Genomic DNA, 15,252 nt, shown 5'->3' with positions numbered 1-15,252 from the left:
GGGGATGTGCCTTAGTTTTGACACAGCCCCTTTCTGCTATAATCAGGTCTTTTTTTATTTGCTTTGCAGTTGCTCATTCATGGCAGCAGCTGCCTTACGACCGTCGCCCATTGCAAGAATAACAGTAGCTCCACCACGCACAATGTCTCCACCTGCATAGATCATCGGAATAGAAGATTCCATATTTTCATCTACGGAAATGGTTCCTTTGCGGCCTAATTCCAGTCCTTTGATCGAACTGGGCACAATCGGATTCGGAGATACGCCAACGCTGACAATAGCCAGATCGATATCAATTGTTTCCGTTGCCCCCGGAATGGCGACAGGACTACGACGTCCGGAAGCATCCGGTTCGCCCAATTCCATTTTCTGGAGGATAACTTGTTTCACGCAACCTTGTTCGTCGGCAATATATTCGAGAGGATTGTGTAAGGTCAGGAATTCGACTCCTTCTTCTTTGGCATGTTTTACTTCCTCGATACGTGCCGGCATTTCTTCTTCCGAACGACGATAGATGATTATGGCACGTTCGGCACCTAAGCGTTTGGCAGTACGGACAGAGTCCATAGCAGTATTACCACCGCCGATGACAGCTACATTCTTACCGAAAGCTACCGGAGTATCGGAGTCTTCACTAGCGGCATCCATCAGATTGACACGAGTGAGGTATTCGTTAGAAGACATGATATTGATTGAGTTTTCACCCGGTATATTCATAAAGTTAGGCAGGCCAGCGCCTGAGGCAACGAATATTCCTTTGAAACCTTCTTCTTTCAAATCTTCCACACTGATTGTTTTTCCTACAATACAGTCTTTAATGAAAGTGACACCCATTTTGGCGAGGTTGTCTATTTCAACGTCTACAATCTTATTAGGCAGACGGAATTCCGGGATACCGTATTTCAATACACCACCGATTTCGTGCAGTGCTTCGAATACTGTTACGTCATAACCGTATTTTGCCATATCGCCTGCGAATGATAATCCGGCAGGACCCGAACCGATAACCGCAACTTTGATACCGTTCTTTTCGGCAATGACAGGTACTGAAATCTGCCCGCTTTCACGTTCAAAGTCAGCAGCAAAGCGTTCCAGATAACCGATGGCCACCGGTTTCTCTTTCATCTTTAAGTGTATACATTTGGATTCGCACTGTTTCTCCTGGGGGCAAACGCGACCGCATACAGCCGGAAGTGCACTTGTTTCTTTCAGTGTTTTGGCTGCTTCAAGGAATTCACCGCGCTCAATGTTCTTTATGAAACGTGGAATGTCAATGCCTACCGGACAGCCTTCCATACATCCCGGATTGGCACAATCCAGACAACGCTTGGCTTCTGTAACTGCTTGCTCGGCAGTCAATCCCTGGTTTACTTCTTCCTTACGGCTATGTGAGCGGTATTCGGCATCGAGCTCGTTCATCTCGACACGGGGGATAGCTGTACGTTCTTTCGGTTTCATCGATTTACGCAAATCCTGTCTCCAGGCAGCGTTACGACTTTTTTCATCCATTTCTTTGGTCGCTTCACATTCGGGTTGGAGCTTGTGCATCTCTTCACGCTCAATTTTCTTGAACGCACCCATACGTTTCAGCATCTCGTCAAAGTCCACTTGATGACCGTCAAACTCCGGACCATCAACACATACGAACTTCGTTTTTCCTCCTACAGTGATGCGGCAAGCACCACACATACCTGTCCCGTCTACCATAATGGTATTCAATGAAACATCGGTAGGTATCTCATATTTCTTAGTCAGCAGACAAACGAATTTCATCATGATAGCAGGACCGATGGCAAAGCATTTATCAACTTTTTCACGTTTGATTACTTCTTCTACGCCTTCGGTTACCAAGCCTTTGCGGCCATAAGAGCCGTCGTCCGTCATGATAATCACTTCGTCGGAGCTCTCGCGCATTTCTTTTTCCAGAATGATAAGATCTTTGTTACGTCCGGCCAATACTGTGATCACTCTGTTGCCGGCAGCTTTCAATGCTTGTACTATAGGAAGCATCGGAGCAACACCTACACCACCACCAGCACAAACAACTGTTCCGAAATTCTCAATATGGGTAGCTTGTCCAAGCGGACCTACCACATCGGTGATATAATCACCTTCGTTCAATTCACAGAGACGGGTAGAGGAGAGCCCGACCTCCTGTATCACCAAAGTGATTGTACCTTGCTTTAAATCAGAACCGGCAATCGTCAGAGGCATACGTTCTCCCTTATCGCCTACACGTACAATGACGAAGTGTCCGGCTTTGCGGGATTTAGCAATTAAAGGAGCTTCAATTTCAAGTTTAAACACTTTCTCAGAAAAGCGTTCTTTGCTAATGATTTTGTTCATTATCTAATTATTTTGTTGGTATTATTACGTAACTGCTATCAGAATGTTGTAAATTTTGGCAAAGATACAGCTTATTTACGAAATATAAAAAGAAAAGCCACTCTTTTGATGAGCGGCTTCCCATATCTATACGGATATCTTTATTTATTTCGTTCTGATTTTATATCCCGCCACTCCGTAATATAGAATAAACAGGAAACAGGGGAGGCAAATCCAATAAGCATTCTGGATATCTGAAATGTCTTTTAAATAACCGAATAAAGTAGGAATGACGGCACCACCTGCCATTGCCATAATCAAAAGAGATGAACCGGATTTGGTAAACTTTCCTAAGTCTGCCATAGCCAAAGGCCATAAAGCAGGCCACATTAAAGAGCATCCCAGCGCCATGAAGGAAATGAAATAGATGGATATATCGGCAGGCGTAAGTACTACTAATACGGAACCGATGATTGCTAAAATAGAACAAATCTTCAATGCTGTAGCCTGACTCATATATTTGGGGATGAAGATGATACCGCAAATATAGCCGATGACAATGCCTATCGGAGCGATCCAGGCATACATTGCTGCATTTTCCAAATGGAGGCTAGTGGCATAATCGACTAATGTGCCAAGTGATACAGTTTCTACACCTACATATAAAAAGAGGGCGAGGCATCCTAATAATAGATGCGGGAATTGCCAGACGGATGTTTTCTTTGCTGCATAAGGACAGGCTTCGGCTGCCTCTTCGCTATCGTCTTCGCCGACAGCTTTTACCTCTGGTAGTGGAGCCATATAAGCAATAATTCCTAATGCAATGAATGCGGCGATAATAACGTAGAAGGGCAAAAACAGGTCGGAGACGGTAATATCAGTTACTTCTTTTCCGATAAGAAACGCCAGGAATAAAGGGGGGATTGGCCATGCAAGTTTATTGCATATACCCATAATGCTAATGCGTTTGGCGGCACTGTCTATCGGTCCCAGAATGGTGATGTATGGGTTTACGGCAGCCTGCAGATAGGCATTGGCGGTTCCGCTGATGAAGGAGGCCAGCAAAAATAGAGGAAAACTTTCATAACTTGCCGATGGTATAAAAAGCCCGAAAGCTATGGCAAACATAAGGAATGAAAGGACCATTGTCCGTTTGTATCCAATCTTTTTAATTGTAAGTCCTGCCGGATAACCAAAGATAAGAAATGGAATGAAAGTAGCGGCAATGATCAAGTACGATTCGGCTGAACTGATTTCCAGCGACCCTTTCAAAACGGGGACTAGTACGGAGTTGATACCAAGGGCGAAGCCCAATGAGAAGAACATGACGCCAATGAATGCCAATGGCAATGCAAAACTTTTTGTGTTTTTTGTCATGGGGGTAAATGTGTTAAAGGTTAATAAATAAAGAAAACTCCTGTAAGGGGCAAATATGTCTTGTTCTTACAGGAGTAAAAAGTTTCTTAGTCTATCAGGTCGAAACCGCAATATGGAACCAATGCTTTAGGTATTCTGATACCTTCGGGGGTTTGATTGTTTTCCAGTAAGGCGGCGACGATGCGTGGTAATGCTAATGCTGAACCGTTCAGTGTATGGCAAAGTTCTGTTTTCTTTTCTGCACTACGGTAGCGGCATTTCAGGCGGTTAGCCTGGTAGGTGTCGAAGTTGGATACGGAACTTACTTCCAGCCAGCGCTTCTGTGCTTCGGAATATACTTCGAAATCGAAGCATAGCGCAGCGGTAAAGCTCATGTCGCCACCACACAAACGGAGAATACGGTATGGAAGTTCCAGTTTTTGCAATAGACCTTCTACGTGGTCGAGCATTTGCTGGTGAGATTCTTTGGAGTGTTCCGGCTTGTCGATGCGTACTAATTCTACTTTGGAGAATTCGTGCAGGCGGTTCAGACCACGTACGTCTTTACCGTAAGAACCTGCTTCGCGACGGAAACATTGTGTGTACGCACAATTCATGATCGGCAACTGTTTCTCTTCCAGAATAACATCGCGGTAGATATTGGTAACAGGCACTTCGGCTGTCGGAATCAGATAAAGATCATCTACTTCGCAATGATACATTTGTCCTTCTTTGTCGGGAAGTTGTCCGGTACCATAACCGGAAGCTGCATTGACTACTGTCGGTGGCATGATCTCTGTATATCCGGACTTGCGTGCCTCGTCCAGAAAGAAGTTGATCAGAGCGCGTTGCAGCTGGGCACCTTTTCCTTTATATACAGGGAAACCTGCCCCTGTAATCTTTACACCGAGGTCAAAATCGATTAAATCATATTTTTTAGCCAGTTCCCAATGAGGCAGTGCATCTTTGGGAAGTTCTGTTTCCATACCTCCCATCTTTTCTACGACGTTGTCTTCGGCACCTACACCTTCAGGTACGCTGTCATAAGGGATGTTGGGGATGGTATAAAGTAGATTCTGCATGTCTGTAGCAGCCTGTGTCATAGTAGCGTCCAGTGCTTTGTTGCTTTCTTTCAGTTCGGCAACACGTGCACGTGCAGCTTCGGCTTCTTCTTTCTTTCCTTCTTTCATCAACTGACCGATAGTACGGGAAAGTGAGTTAACCTCTGCCAGATTCTTATCTAATAGGTTTTGCGTAGTACGTCTCTTGTCGTTGAGGGTGATGACTTCGTCAATCGTCTCTTTTGCATTCTTGAAATGCTTCTTTTCCAGCCCGCGGAGTACCGCCTCTGTATTTTCTGTAATCTGTTTAATGGTAAGCATATCTATACTTTTTATGAACTTTCTTTTTAAGGCTACAAAGATAAAGAAAAAACGAATAAGCGAGCAATGAAAATCTGCATAAATAAAGAAAGGAGATGCAATCCTTTTGGATTACATCTCCTTTCTTGAATATTTCAGTTGTGCAATTATGCTTCTGTTGCTTCAGCAGGAATGATAGAAACGTATCTTCTGTCTTCTTTGCCTACTTTAAAGCTAACTGTACCATCTACTAAAGCGAAAAGAGTGTGGTCTTTACCCATTCCGATGTTTTCACCCGGGTGGAATTCAGTACCTCTTTGACGAATGATAATATTACCTGCTTTGCAAGCTTCGCCACCAAATATCTTTACGCCTAATCTTTTGCTATGTGATTCGCGGCCGTTCTTAGAACTACCGACACCTTTTTTATGTGCCATTTCTTCTTACTTTTTAAATGATTAAGCTACTACTTCTGTGATTGTTAACTCAGTGAACTGTTGACGGTGACCGTTCAGTTTTCTGTGACCTTTTCTTCTTTTCTTGTGAAAAACAAGAACTTTGTCGCCTTTAACCAAGCTTGAAACAACCTGGCAAACAACTTTTGCACCTTCTACAGTCGGAACACCTACAGTTACGTTTCCGTCTTTGTCTACCAAAAGAACTTTTTCAAATTCTACTGTTGAACCGTTTTCTGCACCTTCGATGTGGTGAACGAACAACTTCTGACCAGCTTCTGCTTTAAATTGCTGACCGTTAATTTCTACAATTGCGTACATCTTATATATAATGTATAAGTTAGCTCCGGCGGGTGGTCTTTAATCACTTAAAGAACTCTTTGTCGAACCCGTTGCGGAATAATCGGGCACAAAATTACTTTTTTTATTTGTTTCAGACAAATTTTTCCTTTATTTTTTGCTGTTTCTTATTAAAGCATTTTACATATACTCTGTTTTCCTTTTGGAGATACAGCTTTCACATGAATTTTTGAAGTATCTTTTGTCTTCGTCCACTTCAATAATTATATTTGTAGCAAGCAGGATAAATTCTCCATGATAAACCGATGGGGATAGGCTTTAAGTTCATCAGCGGTAGTCATCCCATTAAGGACACCTGCAAAGTCTACTCCTGCATTTTGTGCTGTTTCGGCATCTATTGTACTGTCTCCAATATATAAAGTTTCTTGCGGAGCACTGCCCAGGTGTTCGAGAGCGAAGTTTACTCCTTCCGGTGAAGGTTTGGCAGTTTGCACATCTTCTCCGCCTACCACTATGTCGAGAAAGTTTTCCGGCAAATACTCATCCAGAAAACTGAGTATACGGAAACGGTATTTAGTAGAGATAATACCGATGCGGGCACCTTGTTCTTTTAGCTCTTTCAGAGTAGAGAGTGTATCAGGAAAAAGACGGGTATTCACGTTCATGTGAACATCTGCTTCCAGTCTGTACTCTTGTCGGAAAACTGTGAGCTGTTCCCAGTCGGTGACTCCGGTCAGTATGCTGAAAGATTCTTCCAGTGTTTTGCCAATAGTACGTTTGATCGCTTCGTCAGTGACGTTCGTATATTGGTGGCGATTGAGTACATTCCTGAAACAAGTAACGATACCCCGTGATGAGTCGGCTAATGTATAGTCGAAATCAAATAAATAAGTTTTATAGTTCATGGGAAGATGTTTTCGGCAAATATAATGAACACCTTTTTTATTTCACTGCTTCTACTGTATATCCCTGTTTTTTCAGTAAGTTTAATAATCCTTTATCACCCGGCAGGTGCAAAGCACCGACTGCAACAAAGGTGGGAGCGGCTTTCATGATTGCCGGCAATTTCTGTGCCCATGTTTTGTTACGGTTGTAAATCATGGCATCTTCTTCTGCGGGAAGTGCGTCACATTGATTCCCTTTGCGTTCTTCGTTGATCTTAAGCATGGTTTCTAAATCTTGTTTCATGTAGGCGTCCGTCAGTCTTTTGAGGCTTTCCACTTCTTTGTCGATGTTGTTGAGGGTACACATGAGCAGTTGTGCTTGGCGTTGCAGGGATAGTCCATTATATAATAGGTTAAATTGGAAATCCGGGGTTTCCAGCCCATCTGTTTTTTTTCCTTTCTGTATTGCCTGAGTTTGGAAATAAGTATCAAGCTGTTCTTGAGGATTATAGTTTCCAATATGTTTGATGTATGCCACCACTGCTATGTTGTTCAGTAAGAAAGCTGGTTTGATTTTGGGTGCCATACTCAGGTCCATCATCAGGTTCTCTTTACAGAATTTATTAGCTGTTTCGTATTCTTCCGGTGAAAGGAGAGTGGTTAGAGTCGTATCGCTTTCGATCATCATCATTTTCTGCATCTTTTGGATGGTAGCCTGAGATTGTATCTCCGACATTTTCAGTTCTCCATATACTTGTTGCGTTTCATCCATTGCTTTCTGTAGTCCGGTGATACCGTCTTTGATACTTAACGGAGCAAGATGGTGAGTCCCCATGATGTAAGAGGGGCTGCTAAGTCCGTTTCCAGAAACTTTCCATAAAAGTTGTGCATTTGCGCTTAATGCTACGCAGATAAATATGATTGCTCCAATAAATGATTTCATGATTCTATATCTTTTTAGTTGGTAATCAGCGTATTCTTCCTCCGGATATCCAGTGTCTGGTGTAATAGTCTTCACTCAGACGACTGACAATAACTCCTTTGCTGGTGCTGGCATGAATGAATTTCCCGTTTTTAAGATAGATGCCTACATGAGCTACTTTCTTTTTGGAACGGCTACTGCTAAAGAATACGAGGTCTCCTTCTCGTAGATTTCGTTTGGCTACTTTAGTGCTTTCTTTTCTCAGGTCTTCAGAGTTCCGCGGGACTTGCATACGGTAAACTTTCCGGTATATCTGGTAAGTAAGTCCCGAACAATCAGTGCCACGTTTTGAATTGCCTCCTCCACGATAAGGAACACCTATCCATTCGGCTGATTCCAAATAGAGTTTATGGTCATCTTCCATATTAATATCTACACCCAGCAGGATGGAAGCACGTGCCAGTGCTTGATAATCCAAACGGGGAGCGGATGTACGGCAGGAACTAAGGATAAAGATCAGTCCTGTCAATATGAGGATAAGTTTGAATTTTACTCTCATCGGCTATCTTTCATCAGGTATCGTAATTTGCTTTATTCTTCTACGTTAAAGTAGTCTTCCAGTTCTTTTTCTGCAGAATTATTCTCATTAATAATATCCCGGATAATGACACCATTCTCCAGCAGGGCAATACGTGGACATACATCTGTCGTATGATTCAGATTGTGGCTGGAAATGATTACTGTTGCATTATGTTCTTCACTGTATTTCCTAAGCATATGCTTGATAATAGACTGCGAGCTGGGGTCAAGGAAGTTGAACGGTTCATCGAGTATCAACAGTTGAGGGTAATGAAGCATAGCGGAGATAATGCCGATTTTCTGTTTATTGCCGGCAGAATAATTGCGGATTAATTTCTTTTGCCCGATTACTTCTCCATTCATCAGACGTTCGAACGGTACAAGACGTTCGTCTACCTCTTCCTTTTTCAGTCCGTACATTTTCCCTATGAAATAGAAATATTCTTCCGGAGTTAGGTAGTCGATTAGGAATCCGTCGTCAATGAAAGCACCTGTAACGTTTTTCCAGTCTTCACTTTGGCTGACGTCAATATCGTTGATGACTACATTGCCATTATCCGCTTTCAGCAAATCGAGCATTAACCGGAAGAGTGTTGTTTTACCAGCACCGTTGTTTCCTACCAATCCGAGCATATCGCCTTGATTGATCTCATAGTGGTCTATGTTCACGGCCATCTTTTCGCCGAATTTCTTTTGAAGATTATTGATGCTTATCATTGTCTTGGTATTTTTATCGTAAAATGGTAAATCGGTTCAATTGTAAATCTCTTATTGGCGACTGTCTCTGAAGCCTTCCATATTCTCGTATCTTCGTTTCATGAAGCGCTTATAAACATTTCTGATCCAAAGCGGAGAAGTAATGGTGAATCCGAGTCCGATGACGAGCAGGATAGAGTATGCTACAGTCTCACCCAAAAGTGCATTTAATGTAGAATACAAGATTAAGGGAACTCCGAAAGCTCCGAAGTTGACAACCATTTGTATGGCGCTATTGGTTTGGCGGCTTGACACTTTTTCGTTTAGAGCTACAGTTTGTTTATTGTAAACAGCCAGTTGGAAGAAACAGAAATAGATAAAACCGGTGGTGTAAAAGAACCAGGCAAAAATACCCAATAAAGGTACTTTATCCATTATTATGGCGGGAATCATCAGCACAAAGGGAACGACTTCGCCAATAGTATAAATATAATATTTTGCTTTCAACAGACTCATGATAGATTCTTTGCGGGACATTAGGCCGTCAATGTAGTTGCCTTCGAAGGACATAAGCTGTGAAAGAATGATCATGCCGAATACGGCAAAATTGTAAACACAAATAAAAGTAGTCATTGTGCTGCTGTCATAAAGGCTTGAAAAGCTCAGTATACAAGAAAAAGCGATGACGACAAGAATGACGCTTCGTAGCGCACCTTTACAACGCCGGTTGCGTAAAAGCATTTTTAACTCCAACCGCATATATTCACCAACTTCTCCGTATCGCTCGAAAAATTTGTATTCTGAAACATGCTTGATGCGAGTGTCATCTACTTTGGCTAATTCTGCGTAGATAAGACCGGACATGATTTTGCGGTTGATCAGCCACAAGATGGCTATGACGAGTATAGTACCTAGAAAATAGAGAATATTCCCGTTAATGTATCCGTCGCCCAAGTCCATAAAGAAGTAGAATAGGGGACTGTCTTCGGGAATAAAGGCAAGGCAGCCGAGCCCACCGTAAAAAGCGATAGGGAGCAGCACCCACCAAATACGTTCATTAATTAGTGTGCGACATAACAGGTACCAGTAGTTGTTGGCTACGATTAATAACCAAATGCCTATGAGATAGGTGAATACACCTAAGATACCGAAATACTTGGTAATAGTAATGAAGGAAAAAGGGATGAACATAAACAACCAGAACAGGTTGAAGAGGCTTAATCCCGAACGGATGAGCAGGAAATCGATAATACGATTCCGTTTTACCGGCAGCAGGAGGTAAGGCTTTACCTCCTGCGTCGGTGTTTTTTGGAACGGAACACGCAACAAGAAATCAAGTGCTAAAATAAAAATCAGGACAACTGCATTCATTACATGATACGGTTCCCGGTTGGGAACCATATCTGCAAAGCCGAATGCAAACGTTGTGCCGAAGAAGATCAGGTATCCTGCCCAAAAGGCAACCCCGATATATCCGAATATTTTGGCAACTTTGTTCTTTTCATACATCGGATGCCGTTTGGAGGCAAGCCGTCCATGTTTGCGTAATTCGTTGAATATCATCATACTGTTGGTATGCTATAAGATGTTTATTTAGCTTCTTCTTCAGGTACGGTCATGATGACTTGGATTTCGTTGTTCTGTTTCATCAATTTAGCAAGGAATTCTTGTACATCTTTTGCTGTGATGCTGTTAACCAACGTTTCATAGTCTTTCGTATAGTCGATACCTGTGTAGAAGTACTCGTCCAGGTTACCCAGCCAGTAACTGTTTTCCTTTTGAGCATCTTTGTATTTTTTCAGCATATATTCTTTGATCTTCTGCATGTGTTCGGCAGACGGACCTTCTTTTGCCATTTTGTTCAACTGTTCGATAACAATGCCCGACAGTTTATCTTTCTTGGCAGGGTCAGTCTGGAATACAATTTGAAGAACGAGTTGTTCTTTCGGATATCTGCTGAGGCTTCCGCTACAGTTCACGCCATAGCTACCTCCTTCTTTTTCACGGATTTCTGCGGTGTAAACCATATCCAAAGCTTGGTCAAGGATGCTGAGAGTCATCTGGTTGCGCAAATCATACTTGCAAGTGCCGCTGAACAGGAACATAATGGAAGCCATCGGAGTTTCCTGCTTTTTAGCAAATTCGTTTTTGTATTGTCCTTTGCGGATTTCCATCTTTGTATCTTTGAAAGACTCTTTGCGATTGATAGACGGCAGACCACCCAGATATTTGGCAATCATCGGTTTCATTTTCTCAATGTCTACGTTTCCTACAAAGTAGAATGTAAAGTCACTGGCGTCTTTGAAACGGTCTTTGTACATTTCCAGTACACGGTCGTAGTCGATCTTGTCTACATCCTCTTCTTTCATGCTGAAAGAACGCGGGTGGTTGCCATACAAAGCGTAAGAAATAGTATCGCTGAATGCAGTCATCGGATTAGCATCGGCATTCTGCAGTTCTGCTTTCAGGCGATTCTTGTATGATTCGAATGCTTCGTTATCCTTGCGGGGAGCAGTGAAAGTCAGATAAGTAAGTTGCATCATTGTTTCAAAGTCCTTCGGAGAACAGCTACCGGAAACCGTTTCAGTCGTAGCGCTGACACCGGCTCCTACAGAAGCACGTTTGCCTGCAAGTGCTTTGCCCAAGTCTACTTTGTTGAAGTTGCCGATACCACCAACCAATGCAACACCATTGATCTGAGAGATATTCAGAATTTCTTTGTCAGCAAACTGACTGCTACCACCGAGACTGGTACCTTTCATCAAAATTTGGTCTGCTTTATAGTCTGTTGGTTTGATATATACTTTCACACCATTGGACAGAACCAGTTTCGTTGTTCCGTAAATGTCTCCGGCTTTTTCAGAAATGATCTTTCCGCCTTTCGGTTCTTCTTTCAGCAAAGGTTCGTTAGAAACTTTGTCTTCGTAGGGTTTCAAGTCGAAAGATTTCATCTGTTTCAGTAAAGCTGTGATTTCTTCTTTAGTCGGGTACTTCAAACCTTCTTTCTCCGGACCTGCCAGCAGTACTACCTGATTGTTGTCAGTAATCAACTGTTGCATCACCTGGTTGATAGCTGTCACCGGAATGTTGGGAGCCAACTTGTTCATCATTGCATATTCGTACTCAATGCCCGGCATCGGTTCATTGTCAAGGAAGTTGCTGATGTATTCGTTGACATAAGTATCATTTTTCATCTTTTCGCGTTCGTTGTAAGCGGATTCTACGCGTTGTAGATAGTTGGCACGAGCACGGTCATATTCTGTTTCAGTGAATCCGAAGCGGCGTGCGCGTTCAGCTTCTTCAAGGATTGTTTTCATGGCAAGTTCGATACCACCAATTTTGCTGCTGGCATCAATACCGAAAGCACTTTTTGTTTTAGCGACGAAGAAGTCACCATAACCTGCGCTTGCACCAGTGAAAGGAGGGTCAGCCTGCTGACGGATTTCTGCCAGACGGCTGTTGAGCATACTGATACCCATGCTCAGCATATATTGAATACCGTAGTAGTTGATTGTATTCTTCAGTGAATCGGGGAACGCTTCGCTCTTGAAGAAGAAGCTGATAGAAGGAGTCTCGATTTCCTTGTCCGTACCGATGAAGATCAATGGTTCCTGGTTGTCTGCTACCGGATAATAGATACGGTTGGCAGGATGTACCGGAGCTTTCACGTCTGCAAAAACTTTCTTCAGTTTTGCTTCCATTTCGTCCACGTTGATGTCACCGACAATCATGATGCCTTGTAAATCAGGACGATACCATTTAGCATAATAATCGCGGATGTCCTGATAAGGGAAATTGTTGATAACGTCCAGACTTCCGATTGGCATACAGTCAGCGTATTTAGAATCCGGATACATCGTAGGCAGGGCGTTAGTCATGATACGCTGCATACCACTGTTGCGGCTTCTCCATTCTTCGCGGATCACACCACGTTCCTTATCGATTTCTTTGTCGGCAAGGTTGATGGCGCTTGACCAGTCATGCAGGATCAGCAGACAAGAATCTACTACGCTGACGTTGTCAGTAGGCACATTGCTGATGCGGTATACAGTTTTATCGATACTGGTATATGCATTCAGGTTTGTACCAAACTTGATACCCTTGGTTTCACACCAAGGTACGATACCTAGTCCTGTTTCATCACCCGGAAAATTCTTTGTTCCATTGAAAGCCATGTGTTCAAGGAAGTGGGCCAGACCGCGCTGTTGCGGTTCTTCAAGGATGTAACCCACTTTTTGTGCAATGTGAAATTCGACGCGTTTTTCTGGGAGTGCGTTGTGTCGGATGTAATAAGTAAGCCCGTTCTCAAGTTTACCTATGCGGACATTTTTGTCCACAGGCAGTGTTTGCATGGGTTGTGCAGACACGAGTTGGAAGTTGCAGCATATAAAGAGAACTGCAATAAAAAATCCACGTAATAAATGTTTCATGTTCTATTTAGTTTATAAAAAAGTTGTCTGAAATATCTGTCGTATTCTTTTGTGCATAATCACAAACAGGCAGAAAAAAGAATTATTTAATAGCTTCCCGTATTCTGACTAATTTAGTTAATAGTCCTTCCAAAAGGTCCAGCTTCAACATGTTTGCTCCGTCGCTCTTGGCTACGGCGGGGTTTTCGTGTGTTTCGATAAAGATACCGTCGGCTCCTACGGCAATGCCGGCTTTGGCTACGGTTTCGATCAGTTGGGGCATACCACCGGTCACTCCGCTGGTCTGGTTGGGTTGCTGTAATGAATGGGTGACATCCAGTATGACCGGATAACCAAACGTTTGCATTTCCGGGATTCCCCGATAGTCTACTACAAGGTCTTGATAACCGAAGGTTGTTCCTCGTTCGGTCAGCATCACGTTTTTGTTGCCCGCTTCCACCACTTTATCTGCAGCAAACTGCATAGCGAGCGGGGAGAGGAACTGTCCTTTCTTGATGTTAATTGTCTTTCCGGTTTTGGCAGCGGCAACCAGTAAATCCGTCTGACGGCAAAGGAAAGCCGGAATCTGGAGAATGTCAGCATATTCGGCAGCCATTTCAGCCTCATTGGCTGAATGTATATCCGTCACCGTGGGAACTCCGAAAGTATCACGTACTTTTTTCAGTACCTTGAGCGCTTTCTCGTCACCGATGCCTGTGAATGAATCCAGACGCGAACGGTTTGCCTTGCGGTAAGAACCTTTGAAGACATAAGGAATCTGTAATTTTTCAGTGATTCCGACCACGCGCTCAGCAATGCGCATTGCCATCTCTTCACCTTCTATTACACATGGACCAGCCAGCAGAAAGAAATTGCCGGCAGGATTGTTCTTAAGTTCGATCATTTTATTAATTACAAGTTACTAATTACTTATCTATAGTTTAAAAAGTTGAGGGCTGCCTTTTCGTCAGTTTCCCGATTTTATTGACTAATTTGGAATAATTAAAGTGGTCTTTTCTGATAATACACCTATCTCTAGTGGGAAGTGTCTTGCCAGCAGACGACCGTCCAGATCGACGGAAGCATTCTGTGCACGGAGCACTTTTACTTTTCTTGTCCGGTAACTTTTCACCATTTTATGATTCAGAATTCTTCCTTGAATCAGCATCCACAATCCCGAAATGATTTGCAGGAATTCCGGACGGTAGATGACAGATACATCCAGCCAACCATTGTAAGGTACGGCACTCGGAGTTTGTCCCCAACCCCAGGCACTTCCTACACATACGGTCATGATGCGTCCGCGGATGTGTTCATCGTTGATGCGAAGATGCATCCGGTACAGTTTCCGTTCGAATATCAGCGAGAATAGGGCGGCAACGTATGACAGGAATTTCACGCCCCAGAAGCGTTTGGTCTGGTCGGTGATTTTCACGATTCGTGCACCTAGTCCGATGTTGACTGCGTTCAGAAAATAACGGCGTTGGTGTTCCTTGCCGTCATAGAAATTGCAAAAGCCCACATCTATTTTTTTAAGGCGATGGTTAATGATACAATCCACGGCTGGTTTGTATTCGGTGCTGAGTCCCCAATATTTGGCAAAGTCGTTTCCGATACCATTCGGAATGATACCGAGGGCGATGTTCTCCTTGTCTTCGGCGTCAGAAAGCATGATACCATTGATAGCATCGTTCAGAGCACCGTCTCCGCCTACAATGACAATTGTGCGATAGCCGTTGTTCGCCAGTATTTTGGCAAGACGTTCTACAGAACCGAAACCTTCGGATTGTACATAGTCATAGTTGACACCTTTACTGTCCATGTACTCCTTGATTTCTTTCCATCGTTTCTGTACCTTTCGGGTACCTGCTTTGGGATTGTAAATTACTCCCCATTTTCCAGGTTCTACACTCATAACCGTTTTTCTATCCTAACTGTATTAACTAACAATCGCATTTTTATCTT

Annotated in this window: 13 protein-coding genes; all 13 read right to left on the bottom strand. The window is 43.1% G+C overall.

The window, feature by feature from the left end; all coding sequences use genetic code 11:
• Positions 1-54: 54 nt before the first annotated feature.
• Positions 55-2,346 (bottom strand): bifunctional dihydroorotate dehydrogenase B NAD binding subunit/NADPH-dependent glutamate synthase, encoded by a 2,292-nt coding sequence (locus HMPREF2794_RS25540; protein WP_055270175.1) that lies wholly within the window; start codon positions 2,344-2,346, stop codon positions 55-57.
• Between the two features lie 144 nt (positions 2,347-2,490).
• Entirely contained in the window at positions 2,491-3,702 is a 1,212-nt protein-coding gene (gene gluP / locus HMPREF2794_RS25535; protein WP_055270173.1) for a glucose/galactose MFS transporter, read from the bottom strand.
• Between the two features lie 86 nt (positions 3,703-3,788).
• On the bottom strand, positions 3,789-5,063 hold the full coding sequence (serS, locus tag HMPREF2794_RS25530; protein ID WP_010536908.1) for a serine--tRNA ligase: 1,275 nt from the start codon (positions 5,061-5,063) through the stop codon (positions 3,789-3,791).
• Between the two features lie 146 nt (positions 5,064-5,209).
• Positions 5,210-5,479 (bottom strand): 50S ribosomal protein L27, encoded by a 270-nt coding sequence (rpmA, locus tag HMPREF2794_RS25525; protein ID WP_010536909.1) that lies wholly within the window; start codon positions 5,477-5,479, stop codon positions 5,210-5,212.
• A 21-nt stretch (positions 5,480-5,500) separates the two neighbouring features.
• The gene (gene rplU, locus HMPREF2794_RS25520; RefSeq protein ID WP_010536910.1) at positions 5,501-5,818 is read right to left on the bottom strand and encodes a 50S ribosomal protein L21; all 318 of its coding nucleotides are present in this window, start codon (positions 5,816-5,818) and stop codon (positions 5,501-5,503) included.
• Between the two features lie 242 nt (positions 5,819-6,060).
• Positions 6,061-6,702 carry an HAD-IA family hydrolase gene (locus HMPREF2794_RS25515; protein ID WP_055270171.1) on the bottom strand — a complete coding sequence of 214 codons (642 nt, stop codon included), beginning with the start codon at positions 6,700-6,702 and terminating at the stop codon, positions 6,061-6,063.
• Between the two features lie 37 nt (positions 6,703-6,739).
• Complete coding sequence (locus HMPREF2794_RS25510; protein ID WP_010536912.1) at positions 6,740-7,624, bottom strand: TraB/GumN family protein; 885 nt, start codon at positions 7,622-7,624, stop codon at positions 6,740-6,742.
• 25 nt (positions 7,625-7,649) lie between these two features.
• Positions 7,650-8,162: a C40 family peptidase gene (locus HMPREF2794_RS25505; RefSeq protein ID WP_055270169.1), complete on the bottom strand. Its 513-nt coding sequence runs from the start codon at positions 8,160-8,162 to the stop codon at positions 7,650-7,652.
• Between the two features lie 32 nt (positions 8,163-8,194).
• Positions 8,195-8,899, bottom strand: coding sequence for an ABC transporter ATP-binding protein (locus HMPREF2794_RS25500; protein ID WP_010536914.1), 705 nt, complete (start codon positions 8,897-8,899; stop codon positions 8,195-8,197).
• 51 nt (positions 8,900-8,950) lie between these two features.
• The gene (locus HMPREF2794_RS25495; protein ID WP_055270167.1) at positions 8,951-10,444 is read right to left on the bottom strand and encodes a DUF5687 family protein; all 1,494 of its coding nucleotides are present in this window, start codon (positions 10,442-10,444) and stop codon (positions 8,951-8,953) included.
• Between the two features lie 23 nt (positions 10,445-10,467).
• On the bottom strand, positions 10,468-13,308 hold the full coding sequence (locus HMPREF2794_RS25490; protein ID WP_070753047.1) for a M16 family metallopeptidase: 2,841 nt from the start codon (positions 13,306-13,308) through the stop codon (positions 10,468-10,470).
• 82 nt (positions 13,309-13,390) lie between these two features.
• Positions 13,391-14,191, bottom strand: coding sequence for a 3-deoxy-8-phosphooctulonate synthase (gene kdsA / locus HMPREF2794_RS25485; protein ID WP_010536917.1), 801 nt, complete (start codon positions 14,189-14,191; stop codon positions 13,391-13,393).
• An 84-nt stretch (positions 14,192-14,275) separates the two neighbouring features.
• Positions 14,276-15,202 carry a diacylglycerol/lipid kinase family protein gene (locus tag HMPREF2794_RS25480; RefSeq protein ID WP_010536918.1) on the bottom strand — a complete coding sequence of 309 codons (927 nt, stop codon included), beginning with the start codon at positions 15,200-15,202 and terminating at the stop codon, positions 14,276-14,278.
• Positions 15,203-15,252: the final 50 nt, after the last annotated feature.

It is taken from the genome of Bacteroides sp. HMSC067B03, from assembly GCF_001811315.1.
Lineage (GTDB): Bacteria > Bacteroidota > Bacteroidia > Bacteroidales > Bacteroidaceae > Bacteroides > Bacteroides faecis.
The sequence above is the reverse complement of the archived record's forward strand: the minus strand, read 5'-3'. Positions and strand labels throughout refer to the sequence as shown.

Excerpts from the sequence above, each read along its gene's own strand:
- rplU (WP_010536910.1), bottom strand. The coding sequence starts at position 5,818 with ATGTACGCAATTGTAGAAATTAACGGTCAGCAATTTAAAGCAGAAGCT.
- HMPREF2794_RS25510 (WP_010536912.1), bottom strand. The coding sequence starts at position 7,624 with ATGAAATCATTTATTGGAGCAATCATATTTATCTGCGTAGCATTAAGC.
- HMPREF2794_RS25500 (WP_010536914.1), bottom strand. The coding sequence starts at position 8,899 with ATGATAAGCATCAATAATCTTCAAAAGAAATTCGGCGAAAAGATGGCC.
- rpmA (WP_010536909.1), bottom strand. The coding sequence starts at position 5,479 with ATGGCACATAAAAAAGGTGTCGGTAGTTCTAAGAACGGCCGCGAATCA.
- HMPREF2794_RS25490 (WP_070753047.1), bottom strand. The coding sequence starts at position 13,308 with ATGAAACATTTATTACGTGGATTTTTTATTGCAGTTCTCTTTATATGC.
- HMPREF2794_RS25515 (WP_055270171.1), bottom strand. The coding sequence starts at position 6,702 with ATGAACTATAAAACTTATTTATTTGATTTCGACTATACATTAGCCGAC.
- serS (WP_010536908.1), bottom strand. The coding sequence starts at position 5,063 with ATGCTTACCATTAAACAGATTACAGAAAATACAGAGGCGGTACTCCGC.
- HMPREF2794_RS25495 (WP_055270167.1), bottom strand. The coding sequence starts at position 10,444 with ATGATGATATTCAACGAATTACGCAAACATGGACGGCTTGCCTCCAAA.
- HMPREF2794_RS25505 (WP_055270169.1), bottom strand. The coding sequence starts at position 8,162 with ATGAGAGTAAAATTCAAACTTATCCTCATATTGACAGGACTGATCTTT.
- HMPREF2794_RS25480 (WP_010536918.1), bottom strand. The coding sequence starts at position 15,202 with ATGAGTGTAGAACCTGGAAAATGGGGAGTAATTTACAATCCCAAAGCA.
- HMPREF2794_RS25540 (WP_055270175.1), bottom strand. The coding sequence starts at position 2,346 with ATGAACAAAATCATTAGCAAAGAACGCTTTTCTGAGAAAGTGTTTAAA.
- kdsA (WP_010536917.1), bottom strand. The coding sequence starts at position 14,191 with ATGATCGAACTTAAGAACAATCCTGCCGGCAATTTCTTTCTGCTGGCT.
- gluP (WP_055270173.1), bottom strand. The coding sequence starts at position 3,702 with ATGACAAAAAACACAAAAAGTTTTGCATTGCCATTGGCATTCATTGGC.